This window comes from Oscillospiraceae bacterium (genome assembly GCA_015065085.1).
In the GTDB taxonomy this organism is placed as follows: domain Bacteria; phylum Bacillota; class Clostridia; order Oscillospirales; family SIG627; genus SIG627.
Map to the genome: position 1 here is coordinate 1 of SVQW01000005.1, position 24,246 is coordinate 24,246.

The 24,246-nt window shown below is 46.7% G+C and carries 21 protein-coding genes; 8 read left to right on the forward strand and 13 right to left on the reverse strand.

Annotated elements, in window-relative coordinates; all coding sequences use genetic code 11:
* Nucleotides 1-400 precede the first annotated feature (400 nt).
* The 7 genes from pgeF (at nt 401) to E7588_05075 (ending at nt 9,483) form a co-directional block, all read left to right on the forward strand.
* The gene (gene pgeF, locus E7588_05045; GenBank protein MBE6688626.1) at nt 401-1,258 is read left to right on the forward strand and encodes a peptidoglycan editing factor PgeF; all 858 of its coding nucleotides are present in this window, start codon (nt 401-403) and stop codon (nt 1,256-1,258) included.
* Nucleotides 1,259-1,277: 19 nt separating this feature from the next.
* Nucleotides 1,278-2,378 carry a hypothetical protein gene (locus E7588_05050; GenBank protein MBE6688627.1) on the forward strand — a complete coding sequence of 367 codons (1,101 nt, stop codon included), beginning with the start codon at nt 1,278-1,280 and terminating at the stop codon, nt 2,376-2,378.
* Between the two features lie 4 nt (nt 2,379-2,382).
* Nucleotides 2,383-4,581, forward strand: a complete 2,199-nt coding sequence (locus tag E7588_05055; protein MBE6688628.1) for a hypothetical protein — start codon at nt 2,383-2,385, stop codon at nt 4,579-4,581.
* Between the two features lie 10 nt (nt 4,582-4,591).
* Nucleotides 4,592-6,667: an ATP-dependent DNA helicase RecG gene (recG, locus tag E7588_05060; protein ID MBE6688629.1), complete on the forward strand. Its 2,076-nt coding sequence runs from the start codon at nt 4,592-4,594 to the stop codon at nt 6,665-6,667.
* Nucleotides 6,668-6,719: 52 nt separating this feature from the next.
* Nucleotides 6,720-7,664 carry a tRNA dihydrouridine synthase DusB gene (gene dusB, locus E7588_05065; protein MBE6688630.1) on the forward strand — a complete coding sequence of 315 codons (945 nt, stop codon included), beginning with the start codon at nt 6,720-6,722 and terminating at the stop codon, nt 7,662-7,664.
* 173 nt (nt 7,665-7,837) lie between these two features.
* On the forward strand, nt 7,838-8,419 hold the full coding sequence (locus E7588_05070; GenBank protein MBE6688631.1) for a sigma-70 family RNA polymerase sigma factor: 582 nt from the start codon (nt 7,838-7,840) through the stop codon (nt 8,417-8,419).
* A gap of 68 nt (nt 8,420-8,487) precedes the next feature.
* Nucleotides 8,488-9,483, forward strand: a complete 996-nt coding sequence (locus E7588_05075) for a zf-HC2 domain-containing protein (protein ID MBE6688632.1) — start codon at nt 8,488-8,490, stop codon at nt 9,481-9,483.
* A 72-nt stretch (nt 9,484-9,555) separates the two neighbouring features.
* Here the strand turns inward: E7588_05075 and E7588_05080 are convergent, their stop codons facing one another.
* From E7588_05080 to E7588_05120, 9 genes are all read right to left on the reverse strand, one after another.
* A complete protein-coding gene (locus E7588_05080; protein ID MBE6688633.1) occupies nt 9,556-11,298 on the reverse strand; it encodes a DUF4368 domain-containing protein in 1,743 nt (580 codons plus the stop codon).
* On the reverse strand, nt 11,295-11,687 hold the full coding sequence (locus tag E7588_05085) for a hypothetical protein (protein ID MBE6688634.1): 393 nt from the start codon (nt 11,685-11,687) through the stop codon (nt 11,295-11,297). The genes E7588_05080 and E7588_05085 overlap by 4 nt, the downstream gene beginning before the upstream one ends.
* Nucleotides 11,688-12,178: 491 nt before the next feature.
* Nucleotides 12,179-12,526, reverse strand: a complete 348-nt coding sequence (gene mobC, locus E7588_05090; protein ID MBE6688635.1) for a plasmid mobilization relaxosome protein MobC — start codon at nt 12,524-12,526, stop codon at nt 12,179-12,181.
* 14 nt (nt 12,527-12,540) lie between these two features.
* Complete coding sequence (locus tag E7588_05095) at nt 12,541-13,566, reverse strand: hypothetical protein (GenBank protein ID MBE6688636.1); 1,026 nt, start codon at nt 13,564-13,566, stop codon at nt 12,541-12,543.
* A 356-nt stretch (nt 13,567-13,922) separates the two neighbouring features.
* Nucleotides 13,923-14,642, reverse strand: coding sequence for a hypothetical protein (locus E7588_05100; GenBank protein MBE6688637.1), 720 nt, complete (start codon nt 14,640-14,642; stop codon nt 13,923-13,925).
* Between the two features lie 141 nt (nt 14,643-14,783).
* Entirely contained in the window at nt 14,784-15,029 is a 246-nt protein-coding gene (locus tag E7588_05105; protein MBE6688638.1) for a hypothetical protein, read from the reverse strand.
* A 230-nt stretch (nt 15,030-15,259) separates the two neighbouring features.
* Nucleotides 15,260-16,069 (reverse strand): ABC transporter ATP-binding protein, encoded by an 810-nt coding sequence (locus tag E7588_05110; protein MBE6688639.1) that lies wholly within the window; start codon nt 16,067-16,069, stop codon nt 15,260-15,262.
* The gene (locus E7588_05115; protein MBE6688640.1) at nt 16,070-16,993 is read right to left on the reverse strand and encodes an ABC transporter permease; all 924 of its coding nucleotides are present in this window, start codon (nt 16,991-16,993) and stop codon (nt 16,070-16,072) included.
* A gap of 70 nt (nt 16,994-17,063) precedes the next feature.
* Nucleotides 17,064-18,038 carry an ABC transporter substrate-binding protein gene (locus E7588_05120; protein ID MBE6688641.1) on the reverse strand — a complete coding sequence of 325 codons (975 nt, stop codon included), beginning with the start codon at nt 18,036-18,038 and terminating at the stop codon, nt 17,064-17,066.
* 113 nt (nt 18,039-18,151) lie between these two features.
* Between E7588_05120 and E7588_05125 the strand changes: the two genes are divergently transcribed.
* On the forward strand, nt 18,152-19,090 hold the full coding sequence (locus E7588_05125) for a LysR family transcriptional regulator (GenBank protein ID MBE6688642.1): 939 nt from the start codon (nt 18,152-18,154) through the stop codon (nt 19,088-19,090).
* Nucleotides 19,091-19,212: 122 nt separating this feature from the next.
* Here E7588_05125 and E7588_05130 read toward each other — a convergent pair whose 3' ends face one another.
* The 4 genes from E7588_05130 to E7588_05145 form a co-directional block, all read right to left on the reverse strand.
* The gene (locus E7588_05130) at nt 19,213-20,457 is read right to left on the reverse strand and encodes an NAD(P)/FAD-dependent oxidoreductase (protein ID MBE6688643.1); all 1,245 of its coding nucleotides are present in this window, start codon (nt 20,455-20,457) and stop codon (nt 19,213-19,215) included.
* Complete coding sequence (locus E7588_05135; protein ID MBE6688644.1) at nt 20,450-21,313, reverse strand: MurR/RpiR family transcriptional regulator; 864 nt, start codon at nt 21,311-21,313, stop codon at nt 20,450-20,452. Before E7588_05135 ends, E7588_05130 begins: the two co-directional genes overlap by 8 nt.
* 146 nt (nt 21,314-21,459) lie before the next feature.
* A complete protein-coding gene (locus E7588_05140) occupies nt 21,460-22,578 on the reverse strand; it encodes a M20/M25/M40 family metallo-hydrolase (GenBank protein ID MBE6688645.1) in 1,119 nt (372 codons plus the stop codon).
* Between the two features lie 68 nt (nt 22,579-22,646).
* Entirely contained in the window at nt 22,647-24,215 is a 1,569-nt protein-coding gene (locus tag E7588_05145; GenBank protein MBE6688646.1) for a hypothetical protein, read from the reverse strand.
* Nucleotides 24,216-24,246 lie beyond the last annotated feature (31 nt).

Genomic DNA, 24,246 nt, shown 5'->3' on the forward strand with positions numbered 1-24,246 from the left:
TTGTCTCTTTCGTTGTTCAATTTTCAAGGTCCGAATTCGTCTCCGCTTTCTTGCGGCGACTTGATTATTATATCACACTTTTTTTCGTTTGTCAATACTTTTTTGAAAAATTTTCAAAAAAATTTTTTGACTTTCCTTTAAGCGCAATATCTTTTTTTACCCTCTTCCGAGGGGCTCTCTCTCGAGTGCTTGATTATTATAGCACAAAAAAAGCCTTTTGTCAAGGGGTTTTTGACATTTTTTTAAAAAATTTTCTGATTTTTCCGTCATTATCAACATATACTGTTGTTTCCGTTTGGTGAACACAACATATTGGAAATTTGAACGGGTTTATTGCAAAAAATCTTGGCGATAGTATTGTCTTTTTCAATTAAATAGTGTATAATATAAAAAGAAAAGTATGCTTTTTGGAGGTGGCGGTTTGGATTTTGGCAGTATTGCTTGCGACGGATTTTCCGTCATTTCAAAAAACGAAATCCCTCTTATAACCGATGACCGATTTACAAAAGCGGGAATAGAGCACGGCTTCACCACCCGTCACGGCGGGGTGAGCGAAGGTAATTTTTCCTCTCTCAACCTGGCTTACTCGGACGAGCGGAGCGACAGTCTGCAAAATGTAGAAAAAAACCACTCGATGTTACTGGAAGCCTTTGACGTTTTACCGCAAAACGCCGTTCAAACCAGACAGCTTCATACCGACAATGTAGTCGCATGCGACAATCTGGGAGGAACGGGCTACTGCATGCCCGAATTTTCCTGTGGGGTGGACGGTGTGGTAACGTGCACACGCGGGCAGCTTTTGCTGGCGCGCATGGCAGATTGTCTTCCCATTCTGATGTACGACAGCGGTACCGGAGCGGTGGCGGCGATACACTCCGGCTGGAAAGGAACCATACAGTCCATAGGCGCAAAATCCGCAGATATGCTGTGCCATATACACAATGGAAGAAAATCCGACATTCTTGTTTCGTTCGGCCCCTCAATAGGTCAGTGCTGTTATGAAGTGGGAGAAGAATTTCGCCGGAACTTCATAAATGCCTTCGGTAATGAGGTTTCTCATGCCTTCAGTCTGTGCGGTAAAAGCCTTTATGCCGACATGCGTGAAATCAACCGCATAATCCTTATCCGATGCGGAATACCCGACAAAAACATTTCCGTATATACCCCCTGCACCTGCTGTAACGAAAATCACTTTTTCTCCTACCGTCGCCAGAAGAGCCAGCGCGGAACACTGGCGGCAGTGATAAAATGCAAATAAATGATTGCGGAGCTTGAAAATGATAAAAATTCTCCATTTTTCCGACACACACTTTGACCGTCCCTTTGAGCTTGTGACACCTGAAGCTTTTTCGTCGCGCTACGCCGAGCTGAAAAACTCTTTTTCGTCGGTAATGAAATACATAAATGCCAACGAAATTGACATATGCCTCATTCCGGGCGATCTTTTTGACGCGGAAACGCTTTCCAGCGACACGCTTGCTTTCATCAAGCGCGAGTTTGAAAGCTGTCCGAAATGCAAATTCTTTATAACGCCGGGTGATGCAGATGCGTACACTCCCTCATCGCCTTACAACGGCAACTGGCCTGCCAACGTACATATATTTACGGAAGAAAAGCTGTGCCGTGTGCATCTGGACGAGCTGAACTGCGATATTTACGGTGCGGCGGTGACCAAAAACACAACCGCCGCCAATCCCATGGAGTCGGTGGAGCCTTTCACGGTAAACCGCACAAATCTTCTGGTTATCCACGGTGAAACAGACACCACCCGTGACGGAGTGTACAATCTGCCCGCACAGCTGTTGAGAGAAAGCGGATTTGATTATATCGCCCTGGGACATCATCACGACGCCACCAATCCCGCATATGTTGCCAACTATGCTTACAGCGGTACGCTGATGGGTCATGGCTTCCACGAGTGCGGAAACAAGGGCGCGCTTCTGGTTACAGCCGAGGGCACGGGTATTACCGTGAAGGACGTGAAATTTTCTTCTCATTCTTATATAAAACTGGCAGTGGACATCAGCAGTGTGGAGCATTACGGCAACACCAACGAAGCCATTGCCCGTATAATAGACGCAAAAATTGCCGAGGTTCTGGGGCATCGTACCCGCATTGAAAGCATTTCGGTTATGGTAACACTGACAGGTCACACAGACGAGCACCTGCAGTTTTCGCTTAATTCCATACGAAAGCTGGTAGAAAACGCCACAGACCCCGTTATCAGAGATGAAACGGTAATTCTGCCCCGCTCTCCGCTTTTGGGCGGTGTAAAGGCGGGCATTGAGGAAGAAGCCCGTCAGCGCATGTGCCCGGAGCTGTCGGAGCGTGCGCTCAAGCTGGTAACAGGCTGCATGAAGTCACGCGAAAGGAAGTGAAAGAGTGGAAAAAAACCTGACTGTGCTTAAAATACATATCATCCGCTTTGGCGGAATAACCGAACAGGTATACAGCTTCGAGGATGGCGTGAACATAATTTACGGTGAAAACCGAAGCGGAAAAACCACTCTGTGCGAATTCATCCGCTTCATGTATTATGCCTTTGAAAACCGCGATCCTGAGGATTACTATCCTTACGGCACCGACAATCACTCGGTGTGCGGAAGCATGACCGTAAAATACGGTACAAAAATACTGGAAATATTCCGCGAAAAGAACGAGCACGGTGAAACATTGGCAATCACCGATGTGGAAAAGAATCTCCCCGTCACCTTAGAAAGCTCACCCGGAGAGTATTTTCTGGGTATTTCGAGTGCGTTGTACGATAAGTCGCTGTACTGTCCCCAGGATATGGCGGGGCTTACCTCGTCGGGAGAGCTTGCCAATTACGAAAATGAGCTTATAAAAGCATATTCGGGTCAGGAGGATTTTTCGGGCATTGTGCAAAATCTTCAGGACGCGAAAAAAAGTCTTGAAAACCCCGAAAAGTCAGGCAAGGCGGACATACTGCGTGCCGAGCGCGCCGCGCTGGAGGGCGACCTGGTGTCAGCCATAATGAAACAAAACGACATAATGAATGTGGGCGCAGTCATTGCGGAAACGGAAAACAAGCTTCTTGAGGTAGAAAAAAAGCGTGTGCTTGCAAAAGCCGAGCTGGAGGAGCTTCACGGCGAGGCGCTCGAAGCGGAAACCCGCCGTATCACCGCCGCACAGCAGGAGACCGAGCGTTGCCGAAAAACCTGGGAACGTCTGAGTGCCCTCGCCAAAACAGATGAGGAAATGGCTGTTCTGGAAAGAGAATACGAGGCTCTCTGCGCCATGGGTGACAATCTCACACAGCTGGAAGAGCGGCTTGCAAACACAAAATCCAACCTGGATATGCACACCGTCATGGTCACCACCGAGCAGCACGACCGCGAAACGCTGGAAGATGTATCCGAAAAAGTGCAGAATCGCACAAAGCTTGCCCATCGTCTTTTCATAGCTTCGCTTCCGCTGTTTGTATTGGCGGCACTGACCTTTGTGGTGCTGTTTCTTGCGGTAAAGACTCTGACGCTAAATCAGGTGGTATGGATAAGCGCAGGTGTTGCGGTGCTGTCCCTGGGTTCACTTACGGCGGCAGTAATCGTACTTTTGTCGCGCAATCTTTTATACAACAAGCTGGGAATGTCGGGAGCGGAGGAATTTGAGGACGCATATGAGCTTATGCTGTCGCTGTGCAAAACCACCGATTTGTACCGTGACACCTACCGCGACGAAGCCCGTGCATACAAGGAAAAGGCTGAGGAATATTCGCGTTGTTTATCCGCGTTGGCAGTAAAGCTGAATCTGAGCCCGGACACCGCATCTGCCGAGGATGCGGAGGAACGTCTGGAGGAGCTTCGCATTGCCTGCCGAAAGGCGGCAACGGCGCTGGAGGAATATCAGGCAGTGCTGGAGGAGCATCGCCGTTACACCTCGGAGGAGGTCAAAAAAGCGGTGGAAGCGAAAACCCTGCGCCGCCAACAGCTTGAAAAGGAATTGGCGGAGTACAATGAAGAAAGCACCGCGCTTTTCGAGCACAAGCGGTCTTTCGAGGAGGTTTTCTCCACAGCGGTTATACACACCGAACGTCCCGTTTATATCAAAACACGGCTTAATGAGATACAAAAACAGCTTGAGGAGTACGAAAAGGACCTGGAGGCACTTGATATCGCCCGCGAGGTGCTGGAGGACGCCTTCGGCGTTATGAAATTCCGCATTAAAAGCCATCTCGCCGATGGGGTAAACAGTGCGCTGAAATTTACACTGAGCGAAAGCGAAAGCTTTCTGGTGGACGACAGCTATTCCCTCCAATACAAAAACGGCACACGCCTTATGCCGGTGTTCACCGACACTCTCGCACGCATCTCACGTGCCGGAAAGGGTATAAGCCGAAGCCTTTGCGAAATGTCGGCACTGGCGATGAGAATTTCGCTCATCAAGATGCTGGAGGCGGACATCACCGCCGCCGTACTGGACGAGCCGTTCGCTTTCATCGACACCTTCGGTGAGGATAAAATGCTGAAAAAGCTCAGCAATTCGGGCTTTTGCCAAGTACTTCTTTTCACCTCGCACTCCATCGAGGGCGCACAGGAAAAATACAACTGCATAAATCTTTAACGGTAAAAAAATGAACACAATAACTGCATCCTCTCCCATCCGGTATATTAAGGGCATAGGTGAGAAGCGGGCACAGCTTTTGAAGCGCATGGGCGTGGAAACTGCCGGTCAGCTTGTCACCCTTTATCCGCGCGCCTACGAAGACCGCGGAGTGATTACCCCAGTAGACAAAATGAACCAGGCGGGTGCGGTGTACAATTTATTATTAACAGTAGGCGAAATTCCGCGGGGAGCCCGCATAAGCGGAGGACGTCAGATGGTATCCTTCCGCGCATACGATGAAACGGGTGTCGTGAAAATAGTGTTCTTCAATCAGCTCCACTTAAAGGATGCCTTTGAGGTGGGCGACACCTACCGATTCCGCGGAAAGGTAAGCGTTTCGGGCAACACGTTTACCATGACCTCGCCCTCCTTTGAAAAGGCAGACGACCCCTCGTCACTGCCCGATATAGTACCCGTATATCCCCTGACCGCAGGCCTTAACGGCAAGGCGCTTGCGGGCGCCATACAAAATGCGCTTAAAAGCCTTACCTTCAAGGAATTTCTTCCACCGTCGGTAATTCGGGAAAACTCGCTTTGTTCTCTCGATTTTGCCATGCGAAACATACATCAGCCTCAAAACGCTCAGGCGCTTAAGCAGGCACAAAAACGGCTGAGCTTTGATGAATTCTTTCTGTTCAGCCTGTCGCTCATAAACATGAGGCGCAAAAACCGCGTAATGAACGCGCGGAAAATGCCCGACGTGAGCCTTTCCTCTCTGCTTTCAAGGCTTCCTTATGAGCTTACCGATGCGCAGAAAGAAGCTGTTAATGACATAAAAAGCGACCTTGTGGGTGCAAAATATCCCGATTGCGACACCATTCCGTACATGCGCCGTCTTTTGCAGGGCGATGTGGGAAGCGGTAAGACGATAGTTGCCGCCTGTGCCGTATTTATGGCGGTACGCAGCGGAAAGCGCGCCGCCATGATGGTGCCCACCGAAATTCTTGCCCATCAGCATTTTAACGACATGCAACCCCTTTTTGAGTCGCTCGGAATACCTGTGGCTTTGCTTACGGGTTCAACCACCCCCGCACAGCGAAAAAAGCTGACGGCACTTCTGAAGGAAGACTCCAAGGACAGCCCCAGGTTTATCATCGGCACACACGCACTGCTGGAGAATTATGTTCAGATACCCGATTTAGGGCTTATCATAACCGACGAACAGCACCGATTCGGTGTAAATCAGCGCGAAAAGCTTGCGGACAAAAACAGCGACGGCGTGCACACTCTCATCATGTCCGCCACACCCATACCCCGCACTCTTGCAATATTTCTGTTCGGAGACCTGGATATTTCGGTTATAAATCAGCTTCCCCCGAACCGTCAGAAGGTCGACACCTTTCTTGTGGACGAAAGCTATCGCACACGCATAAACGCCTTTATCAGAAAGCAGGTGGACAGCGGACATCAGGTATACATCATCTGCCCGCTGATTGAGGACGAAAACGGCGAAAGCGAGCTGAAAAGCGCCGCAGACTATCACAAAAACCTCAGCCAAAGGATTTTCCCCGACCTGAAGGTCGCTCTTCTTCACGGCAAAATGAAGCCCGCCCAAAAGGACGAGGTCATGAGCGCCTTTGCAAAGGGTGAATACCACATTCTGGTTTCAACCACCGTTATCGAGGTAGGTGTCAACGTGCCCAACGCCACACTTATGATAGTGGAAAACGCCGAGCGCTTCGGGCTCAGCCAGCTTCACCAGCTTCGCGGACGTGTGGGACGCGGAAGCCACAAGTCCTACTGTGTGCTTTTCTCGCAAAGCGGAGCAGAACGGCTTAAATTCATGACCAAAACCAACGACGGCTTTGAAATAGCCCGTTTTGATTTGGAAAACCGCGGACCGGGTGACTTTTTCGGTCAGCGCCAGAGCGGAGAATTGCATTTCAGATTTGCCGACGGCTCGGATATCGACATGCTAACGGGCATAAAAAACCAGGCCGACCGCCTTTTATCCGCCGATCCCGATCTTTCGGACCCCGAAAATACAGCCTTGAGGTTAAAGCTTATGAGTACACATTCCTCAGCCGAACGGGTGTCCACCTGAACATTTATTATTACGTCACAAAATCCTAACAAATATATATTATAATCATACTATGAACATTATAAAAAGCTTTAAAACACCGCCTCTTATTCTTGCTCCCATGGCGGGCGTGGCGGACAATGCCTTTCGCATACTGTGCAAAAAGCACGGTGCAGACATGGTTTTCAGCGAAATGGTTTCCGCCAAGGCGGTATACTACGGGGATAAAAAAACTTACGCTCTGGCTTCCTTCCGTGAAACCGAGCGACCCTATATTCTGCAGATTTTCGGCAGTGAGCCTCACATACTGGCGCATGCCGCAAGGGTGCTGTATGATTTTTGCCGTCCCGACGGCATTGATATCAATATGGGCTGTCCCGTGCACAAAATCTTTGCCAACAATGAGGGCAGTGCACTTATGAAAAGCCCCGAAGCAGTTTATGAAATTGTTTCACGTGTAAAGGATGCCGTGCCTGTGCCGGTCAGCGTAAAAATCCGAAGCGGTATTGATAAAGAACACATAAACGCCCTTGAAGTCGCTCTTTCGGCGCAGAAGGGCGGTGCGGATTTTGTATCCATCCACGCACGTACCCGTGCCCAGATGTATGCCGGCAAGGCGGATTACAAGCTCATAAAGGAGCTCAATTCTGCTCTCGACATCCCGCTTATAGGCAACGGCGATGTTACCGACACCCAAAGCCTTGACGCCATGCTGGAAACAGGTGTCAGCGGAGTTATGATAGGACGGGGAGCACTGGGCAATCCCTTTATCTTCGCCCGTCTCAAAAGTCACATGCTGGGCGAAGCTTACACCGAGCCCGACAGAGAAACCATTAAAAACACACTTTTTGAGCACCTGAATTTAAGTCTTGAATTCAAGCCCGAAAAGATAGCTGTACGCGAAGCCAGAAAGCATATAGCTTACTATCTCAAAGGTTTTCCCGGAAGCGCCGCACTGCGTGATGCGGTCAACCGTGCCGACACGGTGCAGCAGCTATTCTCATTGCTCAACTCATAGCCGGACCAATTCCGACGAGGAAAGCTTCAAGAGACATTTTTTGTTTCTTTCAAGGCATTTTTTGCAGTCATAGTACATATTACAATAAAAATTAACGCCGAAAGGGGCGAAAATCGTCCTTTAAGCCGACATAGTTCGGCTCTTTTCGGCTATATAAAGAAAGGAGGGCAACCGTGAACACCGCTCTCACAGACGAAAAACAGCTTATTAAAGACGCCATGAACGGCGACGGCGATGCTTTCGGTCAGCTGGTGACCAAGTACGAAAAGAAAATATATTCCTTTGCGCTGGGTATGCTCTCCAATCCCGATGACGCTTTTGACGTATCCCAGGAAACCTTTCTCAAGGCGTACCGCTCGCTGAAATTCTTCAAGGGCGAAAGCAGTTTTTATACCTGGCTGTACACCATCTGCCGTAACTGTTGCTACGATTTTATCAAACAGCAAAGCCGTCAGCGGAAAAAGAATGTTTCCCTTTATGAATACGAAAGCGACCCCGACGGCACGGTCATCGAGATACCCGACAATGCAAACGACCCCGAAAAGCTTTTTGAGCAAAAACAGGTTCGCACAATTATTTACGATGCAATTATGTCACTGCCCGACAACCACCGTGAAATAATTCTTTTACGCGACATCCAGGGACTTTCTTACGAAGAAATCGCTGTGGCAATGTACATAAACGAGGGCACCGTAAAGAGCCGTCTCAGCCGTGCGCGCTCCAAATTACAGCTTATACTCAAAGAAAAGCTCTGAAAAAAGGAACTTTTTTCAGCATTTACCGTCCAATAGATGCAAAATGATTATTACGAAAGGAAAGAGCCATGCAAAACTGCCGCAAAATACGAAAAAATCTGCATGAATTTGCGCTGGGTCAGCTCGAGGGCGACATTGTCCGCCAAATCGAACAGCACCTTGATGAGTGTGAAGAGTGCCGCCGCATTTTTGATGCGGAAAAGCTTTACTGCGAAAATATCGGCGCGGTAGCAGCTGCATTGAGCACACTGCCTGAAAATAAAAACCTTTCCAGGGCCGTAACCGATGTTATAGAACAGGAAAAGGATAATCCGCCCGTTTACATTTCCCGTCGGCGTTTCCCGACAGCCACCGCCGCCGCCCTTGTTTTGGTAATGCTTATCGCTGTATTTGCAGGACGCATGGGGCTTATGGAGGATAATAACTTCACCGCCGACACTGCCGGCAGCATAGCATCTGCCGACACGGCTAATGATGAGCCGACTGATTCAGCAAGACTTTATGCCGCCGTTACCGATGATTCCGTTCCCGAAACGGTAAACGCTCCTGCGGAGCTTTATGATGAAATCATCCCCGAGGACAATGCCGTTGCCGTTGAATCGGACAACAGCACCAAAGAAATGGAAAACGACAGACCCATTATGATGATGGCTGCCCCTCCCTCCTCCGTATCGTCTGTCAAGGCAAGCGATGAGACTGAAACCGACGGGCAGATATACGAAGAATTTGCAACCGACACCGCAACATCCGAGCCTCAGCCCGACGACCCTGCCCTCGCGGTACACAAAAAAGTAGCGGAATATAACGATTTCATTAATTCCCAGGCGCTTATTCTGCTGTATCCTCAGGTCATAATGCACGGGGATGAGGGCGAATTCTACTACGACAATTTTGTACGCAACAACTGCGGCGGACCGCTTATCGAGAACACAAATTTCTACTGTCTGCATCTTTCCTTTGACAGTCTGAAAAATGCGCTTGATTTATGCGGAATCACCGACTACACCGTAATTCAACCCGACGACCCCACAAGAACGGATATGGTGTATATATATTACAAATAAAAAGGGAGGATATAATGCTCGGTGGTCGTAAAACAGTAATATGCGGATTTTTTGGAACAGGCATGATTTCGGTCATGCCTGTTCCGCTTTTATCAGTTCATCCACGGGAATGTAGCCAACGAGGTCATATTCGATATGTACCTTCTGTTTGCGCTTACCGCTGGACTTGTCGGGTGCCTCCACATAAACCGCCTTTACAAGCTCTCTGAGGGCGTATGGCGTGAGTTCTGTGAGTGTGGTATATCTGCGTACCCGCTGAATAAACTGTTCAAGGTTTTCTATCTGTCGTTCCTGTACTTCGACTTCCTTTTGCAGATTTACGATTTCAACTTTAAGCTGTGCCTGCTCGTCCTCGTAGGTCTTGCTCATCATGGCAAAGCGTTCGTCGCTCAAATTGCCCTTGGCGTTGTCCTCGTAGATTTTGATAAACAGGCGGTCAAGCTCCCCTATACGCTTTTCTGCCTGTGTTAGACGCTTCTTATATACCTTTATGGTTTCCTCGCTTTGCAAACGGAGCTTTTGCTCCATTTCCACCCTAAAATGCGCTTCGTATTGGCTCACGAAAGAGATAACTTCTTTCATGTGTTTCCAGACCACATCCTCCAAGACGACGGCACGAATATAGTGTCCGCTGCACTTGTCCTTGTTGGTTCGGTGCGTGGAGCAGATGAAAAAGTCCTGCCGCTTTTCAAAGTAATTGGTGGTGGAGTAGTAGAGCTTCTGTCTGCAATCGGCGCAGAACACCAAACCCGAAAACGGACTACTTTTGCCCGTTGCCGTTCTTCTGTGCCGCTGCTGTCTGATTTCCTGCACCTTGTCAAAGACTTCCTGCTTGATAATTGCAGGATGGGTGTTGTAGAAAATCTTTTGATTTTCTTCGGGATTCTCCCTCTGCTTCTTATCCCAAATGGAGTTAGTGTAGGTTTTGAAGTTGACAGTAGCGCCGATGTACTCTTTGCGTTCAAGAATATTTACGATGGTGCTTTCATGCCAGCGATAAGGATTCTCCGGCTCGGTATGCGGTGTCTTTACTCCTTGCTTGGTTTTGTATGCAGTGGGTGTAAGTATCTTTTCACGTTCAAGCTGTTCTGCAATTTGGCTCGGTCCACGTCCGTTCATACAGAGCGTGAAAATCTTTTTGACTACCTGTGCCGCTTCTTCGTCGATAATCCATTTTGTTTTGTCCTCTGGATCTTTGCGATAACCATACGGCACGTGAACGGTCAACCTCTCGCCACGCTCGCCCTTTGCTTTTTGCACAGCACGAATTTTTCGGCTCGTGTCCTTTGCAAAAAACTCGTTAAACCAGTTCTTTATGCCGGCAATGTCGCTGTCAGTACTGTTGGGATTGATGCTGTCAAAGTGGTCATTGATGGCAATGTACCGAACATCATTCTGTGGGAACGTGTAGTTGATGTACAAGCCTGTCAGCGAGGAATTACGTCCAAGTCTGGAAAGGTCTTTCGTGATAACTGTGCCAACATTTCCTGCTTCAATCTCCGCAAGCATTTTCTGAAAGCCCGGGCGGTTAGCAAAGTCAACACCACTGTAACCGTCGTCGATGAAAAACGTCGGGTGGGGGAAGCGGTGGTCTCGTGCATATTGAAGCAAAATGGCTTTTTGATTCTGGATAGAATTTGACAAATCCTCTTTGCCGTTCTTCTTATCCTCTTTGGTGTCCTCGACGGACAATCTGCAATAAAGTGCTGTGATTCTATCTGTTGCCCTTAACATTTTGTTATCCTCCTTCGGTTGGGCAACTGTCTGTACAGGATTGGATTCTTGGATTATATCAAAAGAGGGGTCGTTGTTCATTCGTCATCCTCCGTGATACCTAATTCATCATCGGCAGCGTTCTGCTCCATAATACGGTGAAGCTTCTTATCGAGAGTTTCCGTGCCCTCGTAGCTACCTGTAACTGTGTATTCTGTGCCGCCTTGCTCGTCCACAATTTTTACATCGGGCAACCAAAAGGCAGACAGATTCTTGACAACGATGTTGCCCTTTTCATCGAAAGTAAACTCACGCTTGGGGGCATCATCGGGACGAGGTTCGACCTTGGCATACGGGTCGGGATTGGAGAAATAGTATTCGGGAACTTCCTCGTCATACTCTCCGCTTGCAAGCTGTTCCTCAAACACAAGCTCGTCAATTTCATCGGCGGTGAGTTCGAGGACTTCTTCCTCTTTGCGCTTTTCATCCATTGTGTCGAACCTCCTTTTCTTTCATTCGCTTCGATTCGTTTCTTTCAAAATATCGTAGAGATAGCAAAACAGACGAACGCTGTCAACGGTCAAGATGAACGGCTACGCCGCCATTGACAGCGTCCGTCCGTTTCGCTTTTGGGCAGACAAGGCGGCGGTTGCCGCCGATTTCCATTTAAGGAAATGGCACTTGCCATTATGGAGAAACGTAGAATAGCAAGCACAGCAGGTGTATGTACACTCTGCGATTTTTTGCAAAAATCAGTTTTGCTTGCTAAGATGCAATCATCTGTAGCAAGCAGGGCACGGCGGTACCCACTTTGCATTTTTGCCGGTAGGTTGAAACATACCTGGCAAGCAATGCACGTGTGGACACACATCGTGCTTCTTGCAAATTTCAGCGTTGCTGCCTTTTGCAAAAACTTGTTGGGAACATCCCAAACCCTTCAACGATTTTTTCAAAATCGGCTACGCTCCTGCGGAGCTGAACATCACTCTATCTTGGAAAGTGAGGCAAGGATTTTTCGGATTCCCTCATAAATTTCTTCTTGGTTCTTTTTAATTTCTTCAATATCTGCTTCGTAGATATTGCCGGTGGAATTGACACGCTTGGCAATTTGGTTTTCGCTGTTGGAGATGCTTTTCATTCTGAGGGTCAGCTCACGGAGTTCTGGCATATCCAATTTCACAACATATCCGTCGATTACCATTTTGCGGATATAGGCACTCATATTCTCAATGCCAGCCTGCTCCATTTTCTTTTTTATCAGAGCTTGCTCTTTTTCATTTACGAAGAACTTTACCTGTATCGGTCTCTTTCGATTTCTGTTATCTGGCATGAAATGACTCCTCTTTACTTTTGCAGATGGCTTTCAATCCATTTCAACAAATATGGTCTATCATTATTCGCCGGAACTTCAAACCATTGCGAACACATTCTGTAACTTTTACCTCGAATGAAAATCGGTTTGGTGTAATATCTGACGTGTTCAAACTCTGAGTTTTCCTCTGCCAAAAGGGGATACTGCAAATCAAAATTCTGTTTACTATATTCCGGTGTTTGCATCGCAGCGATTTCTTCATCTGTTGCATAACCATCACTTAACATACGACCTAAAACTTTTTGAGCAAGCTGTCCGATTTTCAATTCTTTGTATACATCTGCTTCGGTGTAGTCCACTCCGTCAACAGGTGCTTTAGAGGTAGTCGCTCTTGCTCTTGGTGTTCTGCTGCTTGTTTCGCCGGAGAACATTTTGTACATTTGATAACTGCGCAAAAACAGTTCAGAAGTATCTGCAACTCCATCACTTGCCAACAAGATAGGTTTCAATACCAAATCATTGTATTCTTCGTTTGCAATAATGCGGAAATTATAGTCATACCCATTTTCGCCGAACATAGTGTTCATTTCTTCGATACATGGTTCGAGGTCAGAAAGAACTGCTGGGTTAATCTTTGGTGATGCAAAAATAATCTCCGCTTCATTAGTTGCCATATATCCATGAAGGCAAAATGCTGTCCTTGCGCATTTTTCAAGAACTTTCATTACCGTTGTATCACGGCTGCCATAATTCAATCCCGCTTCGTGAAAAGCCACATCAACGGCATAATATGTAGTTTCTTCGGGTTGAATAGACACGCCCAAAACATCGCACTCGCCCTGTTGTAGCAGTTGGGATAACGATGAATTTTTCTTGAAGATGGCATAACCATATTTCTGCGTGTAATGGTTATCAACTATCTTCATGATTCGCTCTAATTCATCGGCATCCGATAACGACCATTGCGATGATACTTTCCAGTTTGTTTGCACTATTTGACACTCTTTCACATGACGGAGCCATGAATAAAAGAGCGATTCTCCCATTTCAATTTTCATATTCAACCTCCGAATATCGCTTGCTTACTGTATTACCAATTCCACCATCTGCGTCCGGCACACCTATCCTCATATCTCGACCAAATGAACGAGATGAAAATTGCAAGTAGTCCGAGAACCGCAAAGGTTTGCTCCCAGAGATCGGGGAAGAAAATCCGTGTTATCAAGAAGAACAACGCATATCCCGTATTCAAAATCGAAAATGCCCATTGACCAATCGAAATCTTGGCTTTGCTCTTTATCTGCTTGATATGTACAACAACACTAAAGATGGCAACCAACAAATAGAGCCACGCAAGTATCAACGGGAATGTGTGAAATAAAAACGTAAAGAGCTTAAACATAATCAACCAACCTTACCCTAAAATGATTTCATGGCAAAAATCGTTTTTGCCCCACTTCTGCACCATAGAGCAGCAAACTCGCTCAAATGTGGCTTTGTCGCTCTCGTGCAAAAACATAAAATAGAAACGATTTGTGTACTTAGGAAACTCTAACAGCTTCACGTAATCTGCAAACAAGTAATTCTTTTGAAAGATCATAACGCTTTCAATGCACTTTTCCTTTGTGGTCATCTGAGGACGATGTTGATATAGGATTACATTTTGTCCCCTTGTGTAGTAGTCTTTCAGCTCCGTCCATTTAACGTGTTTCTCCGTAGCGCCGCCTGTTTGATACATCTTGGCTGTTTCCAATCCGTTGTCGGGATCGAGGAAAACCACTTTTGCATTTTGGGTTTGCTTCAGAGCTTGATTGTGCCATGCCTTTCTGTCTGCCCCTAACGGCTCGGAAAAGTAAATCGCAGGAAATAAGTTCTCTTGTTCGACACGCTCAATGCGCCGATCCTGTTCCTGTATCACAATCTTGTGTAAAGCATCGAACATGACAGGGTCATATTCTCTATAAATCTGGGGCATAGACAGATAGCTTATGTATTTGCCATCATCTTGCTTTCCGACTTTCGTGGGAACTACTTTGTACCAGTTTACAGACAAGGACATAGCCGCCGCACAGACTTCTCGCAGCAATCCATATTTGCCGTAATCACCAATATCTCCGATATAGTTGTCTTGCATAGCGACACCTCCTTGTTTGTGTGTACACACATTATTATACATGATTTTGGTCGTTTTTTCAATATGATGCAGAAAATTTATCACGTTAAAGTGTAACTTTTTTGAAAACACGCCCCAAGATGACCTTGGGGCGTGAGAAAATTAATCAAGTGGTTTGTATTCTGTTACTGCCTTTAGGTAGGCTTCGGGATTGCCGTTGAGTATCAGATCGGCGTATGCAATCGGGTCATTGTAGATAAGATAATCAAGCTCTGACCGCTGATACATATTGTCTGCCACCTCATTTTCAACCGCAATGGTATCAATGGCAATCATAGTGCCGTCTGAGAACTTCAGCTCTACACAGACCGTATCAAAGTTAAACTCGCATGATAATAGGCGTTTCATGGTAAAACCTCCGTACTTTCAATGATTTTGAGATAGAAAAAGAACGATGTTAAGTCTTTCGACTCGACATCGTTCTTTTCGTAGTTGTTTTCCAACCCTGTCAGACAGATGCCGTAAAATAGTAATTTTTTAGAATTACTGTCTTACGAGCACCCGCCTAATCCTCCCTTTTTATTTGTAATAATTTGCAATGTGCAATTGCGCATCGAGCGAAGCGTAAACGCTTCGCATCATTCCCCTGTTTGCTTGGAAAGCATAACCTTGTCGTTTGCAAATTCGCTTCCGCTTGCTTTCTCAAACAATTCAAGGAGCTGAGGAATGGTAAGCTTTTTCTTTTCTTCTCCCTTTACATCAACGATTACTTTTCCGTCGTGCATCATAATAAGGCGGTTGCCGTATTCGATTGCATCGTGCATATTATGAGTAATCATAATGGTTGTAAGGTTATCCTTTGAAACAATTTCCCGTGTGATTTCCAGAACCTTTTTTGCAGTTTTGGGGTCAAGTGCGGCGGTATGCTCGTCAAGAAGCAAAAGCTTTGGCTTCTTCAGTGTTGCCATAAGCAAGGTCAAAGCCTGTCTCTGACCGCCCGAAAGAAGTCCGACCTTAGCAGTAAGTCTTTCCTCAAGACCCAAATCAAGAATTTTGAGAAGCTCTTTATATTCTGCTCTTTCTTTAGCTGTGATACCGACTCTGAGAGTTCTTCTTTTTCCGCGTCTTGCCGCGAGAGCAAGGTTTTCTTCAATCTGCATATCGGCGGCAGTTCCCGTCATGGGGTCCTGAAAAACTCTGCCCAGATACTTTGCTCTTTTATATTCGGGTAAATCTGTAATATCTGTACCGCCAATTACAATACTACCGCAATCCACAGGGTAAACACCTGCAATCATATTAAGCATTGTGGATTTTCCCGCACCGTTGCCTCCGATAACTGTTACAAAATCACCCTCGGCAAGATGGAGATTGATGCCCTTCAATGCCTTTTTTTCATTTATAGTGCCGGGGTTAAAGGTCTTTTCGACATCGGATATTTTAAGCATTTACTTTACCCCCTTGTGCTTTCTCATATGTTTTTCGGTATATTGTCTTTTCCAATAGGGAATGGCAAGGAACACAGCAACTATCGCCGCCGAGAGAAGCTTCAGGAGATTTGCATCCATTCCCAGAGTAATAACCGTCTGGATAACAATATAATAAATAATCGAGCCGAAGGAAACCGACAAAAGTCTTAACGCAAAATTCTTGAAAATCTTTCCGAACAACGCCTCGCCGATAATAACTGCGGCAAGACCGATAACGATAGCGCCCTGTCCCATTTTTATATCGGCAAAGCCCTGATACTGTGCAAGGAAAGCACCCGAAAACGCAACAAGTCCGTTGGAAAGCATAATACCCAGCACCTTATTGAAGCTTGTGTTAATTCCCTGTGCGCGACTCATATTGAGATTTATTCCCGTGGCTCTTATGCCGCATCCCATTTCAGTTCCGAAAAACCAGTACAAAACCGCAATCAGAATAACCGAAACAATTCCCACTGTTATAAGCGGGTTGTGAAAAGCAAATTCCTTAACCCAGCGAAGCGAAACAAGAAGGTCTGTCCGGTTTACATTTACAGATTGATTGGCTTTTCCCATAATCTTGAGGTTTATGGAATACAGCGCAAGCTGGGTAAGTATTCCCGCCAGAATTGCCGGAATACCCATGCAGGTATGCAAAAGTCCCGTAATTGCACCGGCCAAAAGACCTGCGATAAACGCAATAAGCATCGCAAGCCACAAATTACAGCCGTTCAATATGAGAACAACCGCAACCGCACCGCCGGTTGCAAAGGAACCGTCAACCGTCAGATCGGCAACGTCTAAAATTCGGTATGTGATGTAAACTCCAATTGCCATAATGCCCCATATAAGTCCCTGCGAAAAGGAGCCGGGCAATGCGTTTAAAAGCTGTCCTAAAATTTCCATTTCATTCACCTTTAAATAAAGCTTTATTAGCCGGAGGAAAATTACTTCCTCCGGCTAAAGATTTCAATGATTAATTTTCTCCGATAGCTGCATATCCTTCAAGAGGAGTAATACCTAAAGCCTCGCAGTTCTGTTTATTGTATTTGGGTGTTTGATTTTCTGCATATTCAATAGGCATTGCAGAGATATCGGCACCGTCTCTCAAAATCTTCACTGCCATCTTACCGGTTGTGTAGCCGAGGTCATAGTAGCTGATGGAAAGTGTCGCAATACCGCATCCCGAGCAAATACCCTCTTCGCCGGCGATTACGGGGATTTTCTTGGGCTCGCAGATATTGTCGATAATACCTGTGTTTTCCGCAACGGTGTTATCGGTAGGAACATAGATTACATCGTTATTATCAGCGGCTGTTGTGCAAATCTGAGCCAGGTCGTTGGAGTCGGTAAACGGATACAATGTAACAGTAAGGCCCTTGTTTTCAAGCTCGGCTTTAATAACATCTACCTGATACTGGCTGTTTGCTTCCTTTGAGCAGTAAAGAAGACCGACATTTTTTGCATCGGGACACCATTCTGTAATCATCTCGGCCTGCTTGTCAAGGGGAGCAAGGTCGGAGGTACCGGAAATATTTCCGCCGACAGTGCCGTTGAAATCCTTGATTTCAAGTGCTACACCGTATTCGGTAACCGATGTACCGAGAATCGGGATATCACCTGTCGCCGCCGATGCCGCCTGGAGAGCAGGTGTAGCGTTTGCCATAATCAAATCAACATTATTTGAAACAAACTGGTTTGCAATGGTTGAACAGGTATTGGGGTCGTTCTGACCGTTCTGAACATCAAAATCAACCGCATCTTCGCCAAGCTCATCAATGATTGCCTGTCTGAAGCCGTCAGTTGCGGCATCAAGCGCCACATGTTCTACAAGCTGAATAATACCGATTTTGTATTTTGCCGTGCCCGCATCATTGCCTGAACAACCGGCAAGGGATAAGCATCCCACACAAAGAACAAGTACCAAAATTAAAGATAACACCTTTTTCATAACAAAAACTCCTTAAGTAAATTCAGTTTTGAAAATAATAAGCTTTTTCAAGCACTTGATTTTTTCTGTAATATAGTATATAATACTTTTCAGGATTAGTCAAACAAATAGTTTTGATGTTTGCCATCGATATTTTCGATGCACAGGGGGATATAATGGAATTACGCAATATGATTACTTTTATTCACGTAGCAGAGCTTGGCAGCTTCACAAAAGCCGCAGAGCAGCTTGGTTACTCTCAATCGACAATTTCATTTCAGATAAAACAGCTTGAGGACGAGCTTGGCTGTCTTTTATTTGAAAGAATAAATCATACCATAACCCTCACCGAAAGAGGCCGCGAGCTTGTTTCGTATGCTCATCAGATACGTGCATTAACCGATGAATTCAGGGAAAATCTCGAAGAGGAGGAATGTAAGGGTCATATTCATATTGTAACACCCGATTCTGTCTGCGACGGTATGATTAACCGGAACTATATGGATTTCCACCAAAAATATCCTTATATTTCTGTCCGTTTCTCAACAGGCGACTCGGGGGTCATGCTCAACATGCTGGACCACAACGAAGCGGATGTTATTATAACACTTGACGCTCATATATACAATAAGGATTACATTATAGCAAAAGAAGAACAGATTTCCATGCACTTTGTGGCGAATTCCGGCTCTCGGTTTGCAAAGGTGAAAAACCTGTCAATCAAGGAAATCATAAATGAGCCTTTTGTATTGACCGAACGCGGTCAGGGTTACAGAAGAGTTTTTGACAAGGAGCTTGCCAAAAAGTCACTGGAAATAACCCCTGTCCTTGAAATAGGAAGAACCGATATGATAACTTCTCTTATTGCTCAGAGTGATATGACTTCGTATCTGCCCGATTTTGTCACGGAAGAAATGGTTAAATCAGGTAAACTTTGTTATCTGGATGTGTGCGATGTGCATACAGAGATTTGGAAACAGCTTATATATCATAAAAACAAATGGATGTCAAAAAGCCTCAAGACCTTCATCAACTATATAGCGGAAAACGAGTTTACGCAGAATTACAAATAATCCGAAATTCGCAATTATGGCAGAAAACTCATCATCTTATAATAAGAAAAAACTGCGGACAATGTCCGCAGTTTTTTACCTTAATTGTTAATTGCGAATTGCGAATTTGAAATTGCAATTCATCAAAGGTGAATTGCCTTAGCTGCAAGATATGCGGTGCTGAAGGCTATCTGAAGATTAAAGCCTCCGGTGTAAGCATCGGTATCTATTACCTCACCCGCAAAATACAGCCCCTCTACCAGCTTGGACTGCATTGTGCCGGGGTCAATTTCTGAGGTTTTTACTCCCCCCGAGGTAATAATTGCCTCGTCAATGGGGCGGAAACCGCACACCGTCAGTTCAAAGCTCTTAAGCACCTCAATCAGCCTCATGCGCTCGGCACGGGTGATTTCGTTGACCTTTTTCACAGGCGGGATACCCGTCTGCTCGATTACAGGGCTCACCATGCCCGACGGCAACAGGTCACCCAGCGAATTTACAAAATTCTTATTTTTGTATTTTTCAAAGTCAGAAAGTATGCGGTTATTGAGTGTTTCGCTGTCCAAGGCAGGTTTTAAATCGATTTTCAGCTTATAGCGGCCGCTTTCCAGACCTGCTTTTTCCTTTTCACTGCGCCCGATATGCGCCGACGCGCTGAGAACAAGAGGACCTGAAACGCCGAAATGAGTGAAAAGCATCTCCCCCATTTCCTCAAAGAGCCGTTTTTTCTTTTCGATGTCCCACAGGGTCAAAACCACATTTTTGAGTGTCAGCCCCATCATGTCACAACAGCATTCCTCTTTGCACAGCATGGGTACAAGCGACGGCATGGGCTCAATAACGGTATGACCCAGCCGTTCGGCAAAGGTGTAGCCGTCCCCCGTGGAGCCTGTAAGCGGGTAAGAAAGCCCTCCCGTACACACCACCACTTTATCAAAATCATAGCTTGCATTTTGGGTTTTAACACCGCACACACTGCCGTTTTCGGCAATTATGTCGGTAACGGCTTCATTTACCGTTTTTACCCCTTTGCAGTAATTCCAAAGTGCATCGCGTATATCGCGTGCGCTGTCGCTTACGGGAAAAACCCTGCGTCCGCGCTCGGTTTTAAGCGGTACATTACGGCTTTCAAAAAAGTCCATAACGTCACGGGGAGTAAAGCTATTGACGGCGGAAAACAGAAATTTTCCGTTACGGGGCACGTTTTTGATAACCTCGTCGGGAGTGCAGTCGTTGGTCACGTTGCACCGACCCTTTCCCGTGATAAGCAGCTTTTTGCCCCACACACGGTTTTTTTCAAACAGCGTTACATCTGCGCCAAGACTTTTAAGCGTTCCCGCGCAAAAAAGCCCTGCCGCGCCGCCGCCTACAACAGCGACCTTATTCATTGTTCTTTTCATACACATCGTGCTCATCCCAGATAGCTTCAAGCTCGGTGAACACGCGCTGGATATATTCGTTTTTCTTCTTGCCGATGGTAACGATAAGTGCGTTTATAATACTCATGGGGGCAACAAGTGAGTCTGCAAAGGACGCCATATCGCTCTTTGCAAGCAAAGTGTAGTCCGCAAGACGCGCTATGGGAGATTCCTCGCTGTCGGTCAGGGCAATAAGGCAAGCCCCCTTGCTCTTGGCATATTCCATGGCATGAACAACACGCTTGGAATAGCGCGGGAAGCTTATACCGATAACCACATCTCCCTCGGACGCCTTGAACACCTGCTCGAACATTTCACTTCCGGTGGTCGAGCTTACAAGACGGACATTATCAAAAATAAGAGAGAAATAGTAGCTCATAAAGCCCGCGGGGGCACTGGAGGAACGGACACCCATAATATATATGGTACGGGAGTTGATTATGGCATCCGCCGCCTTGTAGAACGCATCGCGATCCACCTGCGCCATGGTATTTTTGATTTTTTCTATATCGGAAGTCAGCACCTTATCCAGTATATCTCCGTCGCCCAGACGCAGATTGGTAACCTCGGCACGCTGTGCGGAGGTCAGCCTGGAGGGAATAAGCTCCTGAAGCCGACGGCTGAACTCGGGGTAACCCTCAAATCCGCATTCAATGGCAAATCTCACGACGGTAGATTCCGAAACACCCACTGCCGCGCCTAATTTTGCCGCTGTCATATAGGCCGCCTTTTCATAATTTTCCGCCACATAATCAGCAATAAGTCTGTGTGATTTTGACATTCTTTTAGGCGGATTTTCAAGACTTCTCAGAAAATCTCTGTGCATATTTTTTCCTCTTTTGCATTTTGTATATAGATTTGAAGTTTATAATCGTTTTTCCCGTACCGTAAGGGACATATCGCATCCGTCAGGAATTTATATCGCTGATTTCAGCTTCGCCAAAATCATTATACACCAAAAAACTTCAAAAATCAAGCATCAAAATAGTGGCCAATTACCTTTTGTGCCGCCTCAATACCCGCATTCAGCGATTCCAGCACAAGGTTTTCCTCACGGGTATGTGCGCCGTAAAACTCGGCAATTCCGATGCACACAGAGGGGATTCCCAGCGAAAGCGGAATATTGCAGTCGGTAGAACCGCTGTCCACGCGGATATTTTCGATTCCCGCCTCATTATATGCCGCCATGCATCTGTCAACCAGCGCCTTTTGCGCAGTCTTGTCCACATCTCCGCCACAGGGACGCTCGCCGATAAGCTCCACATTTATATTCACTTGGTCATCTTTTCTGTCGGATAAAAGCTTTTCGACCGTCTCACGGAAGCATTTTTGCATAAATGCAAGACATTCTTTGTCGTCCGAGCGGTATTCGTACAGCATTTCGGCGCTCTGGGCAATGGTATTTACGGAGGTACCGCCCGAAATCATTCCCACATTATATGTAGTCTTTGTGCCGTCCTTTTTGGGCACAGCTATATCGTAAAGCCTTGTCACAAGCTGGCTTGCCACGTGAAGCGCGTTGCTGTTGCCGAAAGCGCTGAAGGAATGTCCGCCCTGAGCAGTAATGCTTATGCGGTAACGGTGGCTTCCCACGGCATGCGTAACAAAATGCTTAACAGTGCCGTCCAGCGTAATAAATTCCTTTACACGGCTTGCGTATTCCTCCATTATTTTGCGCACGCCCTTGAGGTTTCCAAGCCCCTCTTCGCCTGAGTTTGCAACAAACAAAAGTCCCATTTTGGGTTTCTTTTTATATTTTATGATGTCCGCCACGCACAGCATGAGAAATGCAAGATGTACCGTGTCATCCCCCACCGCGGGACAGTAAAGTCTGCCGTTTTCCTCGCGGGGAGTAAATGGTGTCATATCGGGAAAAACCGTGTCGGTATGCGCCATTATAACGGCAATATCCTCATATTTATCGCAATCGATGGGCACCACAACATTGAGTGCATCGTCAATATACGCATCTTTTGCACCCACCCGTTCAAAGTAATTTTTGCAAAATTCCGCACGCTTTTCCTCATGGTTTGAAGGTGCGGGTATCACACAAAGCTGTTTTGTGAGCTGTACAAGTTCATTCTGAGTCATAATTCTCTCCTCACTTTCATAATGCATGGCATTTGTAAATTTGCATTGCTCATTTATTTTATCAAATATTACTCGACTTTTGTCACATATTCCGTCGCACAGCGGATTCCGTCCAGCGCGGCGCTGGTTATTCCGCCCGCATAGCCCGCACCCTCACCGCAGGGATAAAAGCAGGGCATACCGCGTACACACAAATCCTCACCGCGCTCGACACGGCAGGGAGACGAGGTACGGGTTTCCACACCCGTAAGAGGAGCATATTCCTCTTTGAAAAAGCTGAACTGACTGCCGAATTTCCGTATGGCGCGCTGAAAAATGCCGTTATATCGGTTGGGCATAAGGCTTGAAAGCCGTGCGCCCCTGACACCCATCGGATATGTGGGAATAATTTTGCCAAAATCTTTTGTAACTCTGTTCTCCAGAAAGTCGCCTACCGTCTGAAAGGGCGCTTTGCCGTCATTTCCGCCCAGAATATACGCGGCACGCTCCATATTTTCACGAAAATCCATTGCGCCCTGCGGGGTATTGCCATAGTCACTGCGCAATACCGAAATGCATATTGCGCTGTTGGCATTCATTCCGTCACGGGCATAATGGCTCATGCCGTTGGTGACAATGGTATTTTCACTGCTGGCGGAGGCCACCACCTGACCGCCCGGGCACATACAGAAGCTGTACACACCTCTGTCGCCCTCGCGGTAGGACAGAGAATATTCCCCTTTGGGCAGAAGATGGGCGTTTTTACCCTGTGACGCACTGCCGTACAGCGAAAAATCCACATCCTTCTGAAGATGCTCCACCCGAAAGCCCACCGAGTAGTCCTTGGGAGAAACCTCAACGCCGTTTTTCATCAGCATATTGTACACATCGTGAGCGGAATGACCGCTTGCAAGAAACACCGCAGGAGCATAAAAATCGCCCTTTTCGGTAATTACGTTATATCCGCCGCCCGACCTTTTTATATCTGTCACCCGGGTGTCAAAAAGCACCTGACCGCCCAGCGAAATTATTTCATTGCGTATGCTTTTGACCACCTGACGCAATTTATCCGTTCCCACATGGGGCTTGGCGTTATACAGTATCTCCCCGGGTGCACCGTGATGCACCAGCTCTCTGAGCACAAAATTGCACCGCTCGTCTTTAACGCGGGTTATGAGCTTGCCGTCCGAAAAAGTGCCTGCACCGCCCTCGCCGAACTGGACATTACATTCGATGTCCAGCGTTCCGTCGGCAAAATATTTTTCTACCTTAGCCTTTCGCTTGTCTATATCACTGCCTCTTTCCAGCACTATGGGCTGAAATCCCCATTTTGCCAGCATCAGCGCACAAAACATTCCGCAGGGGCCGAAGCCCACCACAACGGGACTGCCGTCAAAACGCCTTTTTACCGTCACATTGTTCGGAAAACCGTCCGGGGTATAAGACTGAATATCCCCGTCATCGCGGGGATATTCACGGGCCTCGCACAAAAGAGTATACACGAAAAATATCTGTGGCTTTTTGCGTGCATCCACAGATTTTTTAATCACTCTGAACCATTCAACACCCTTTATGCCCTTTTTGCGGAGTATGTCGGGCAAAGTGTTTTCAAAATCCGCATCATAGGGAAGCTTTATGTTTTTGACGGTTATCTGCATTTTGCTCCTTTCCGCTGTATAGCCTCCTCCG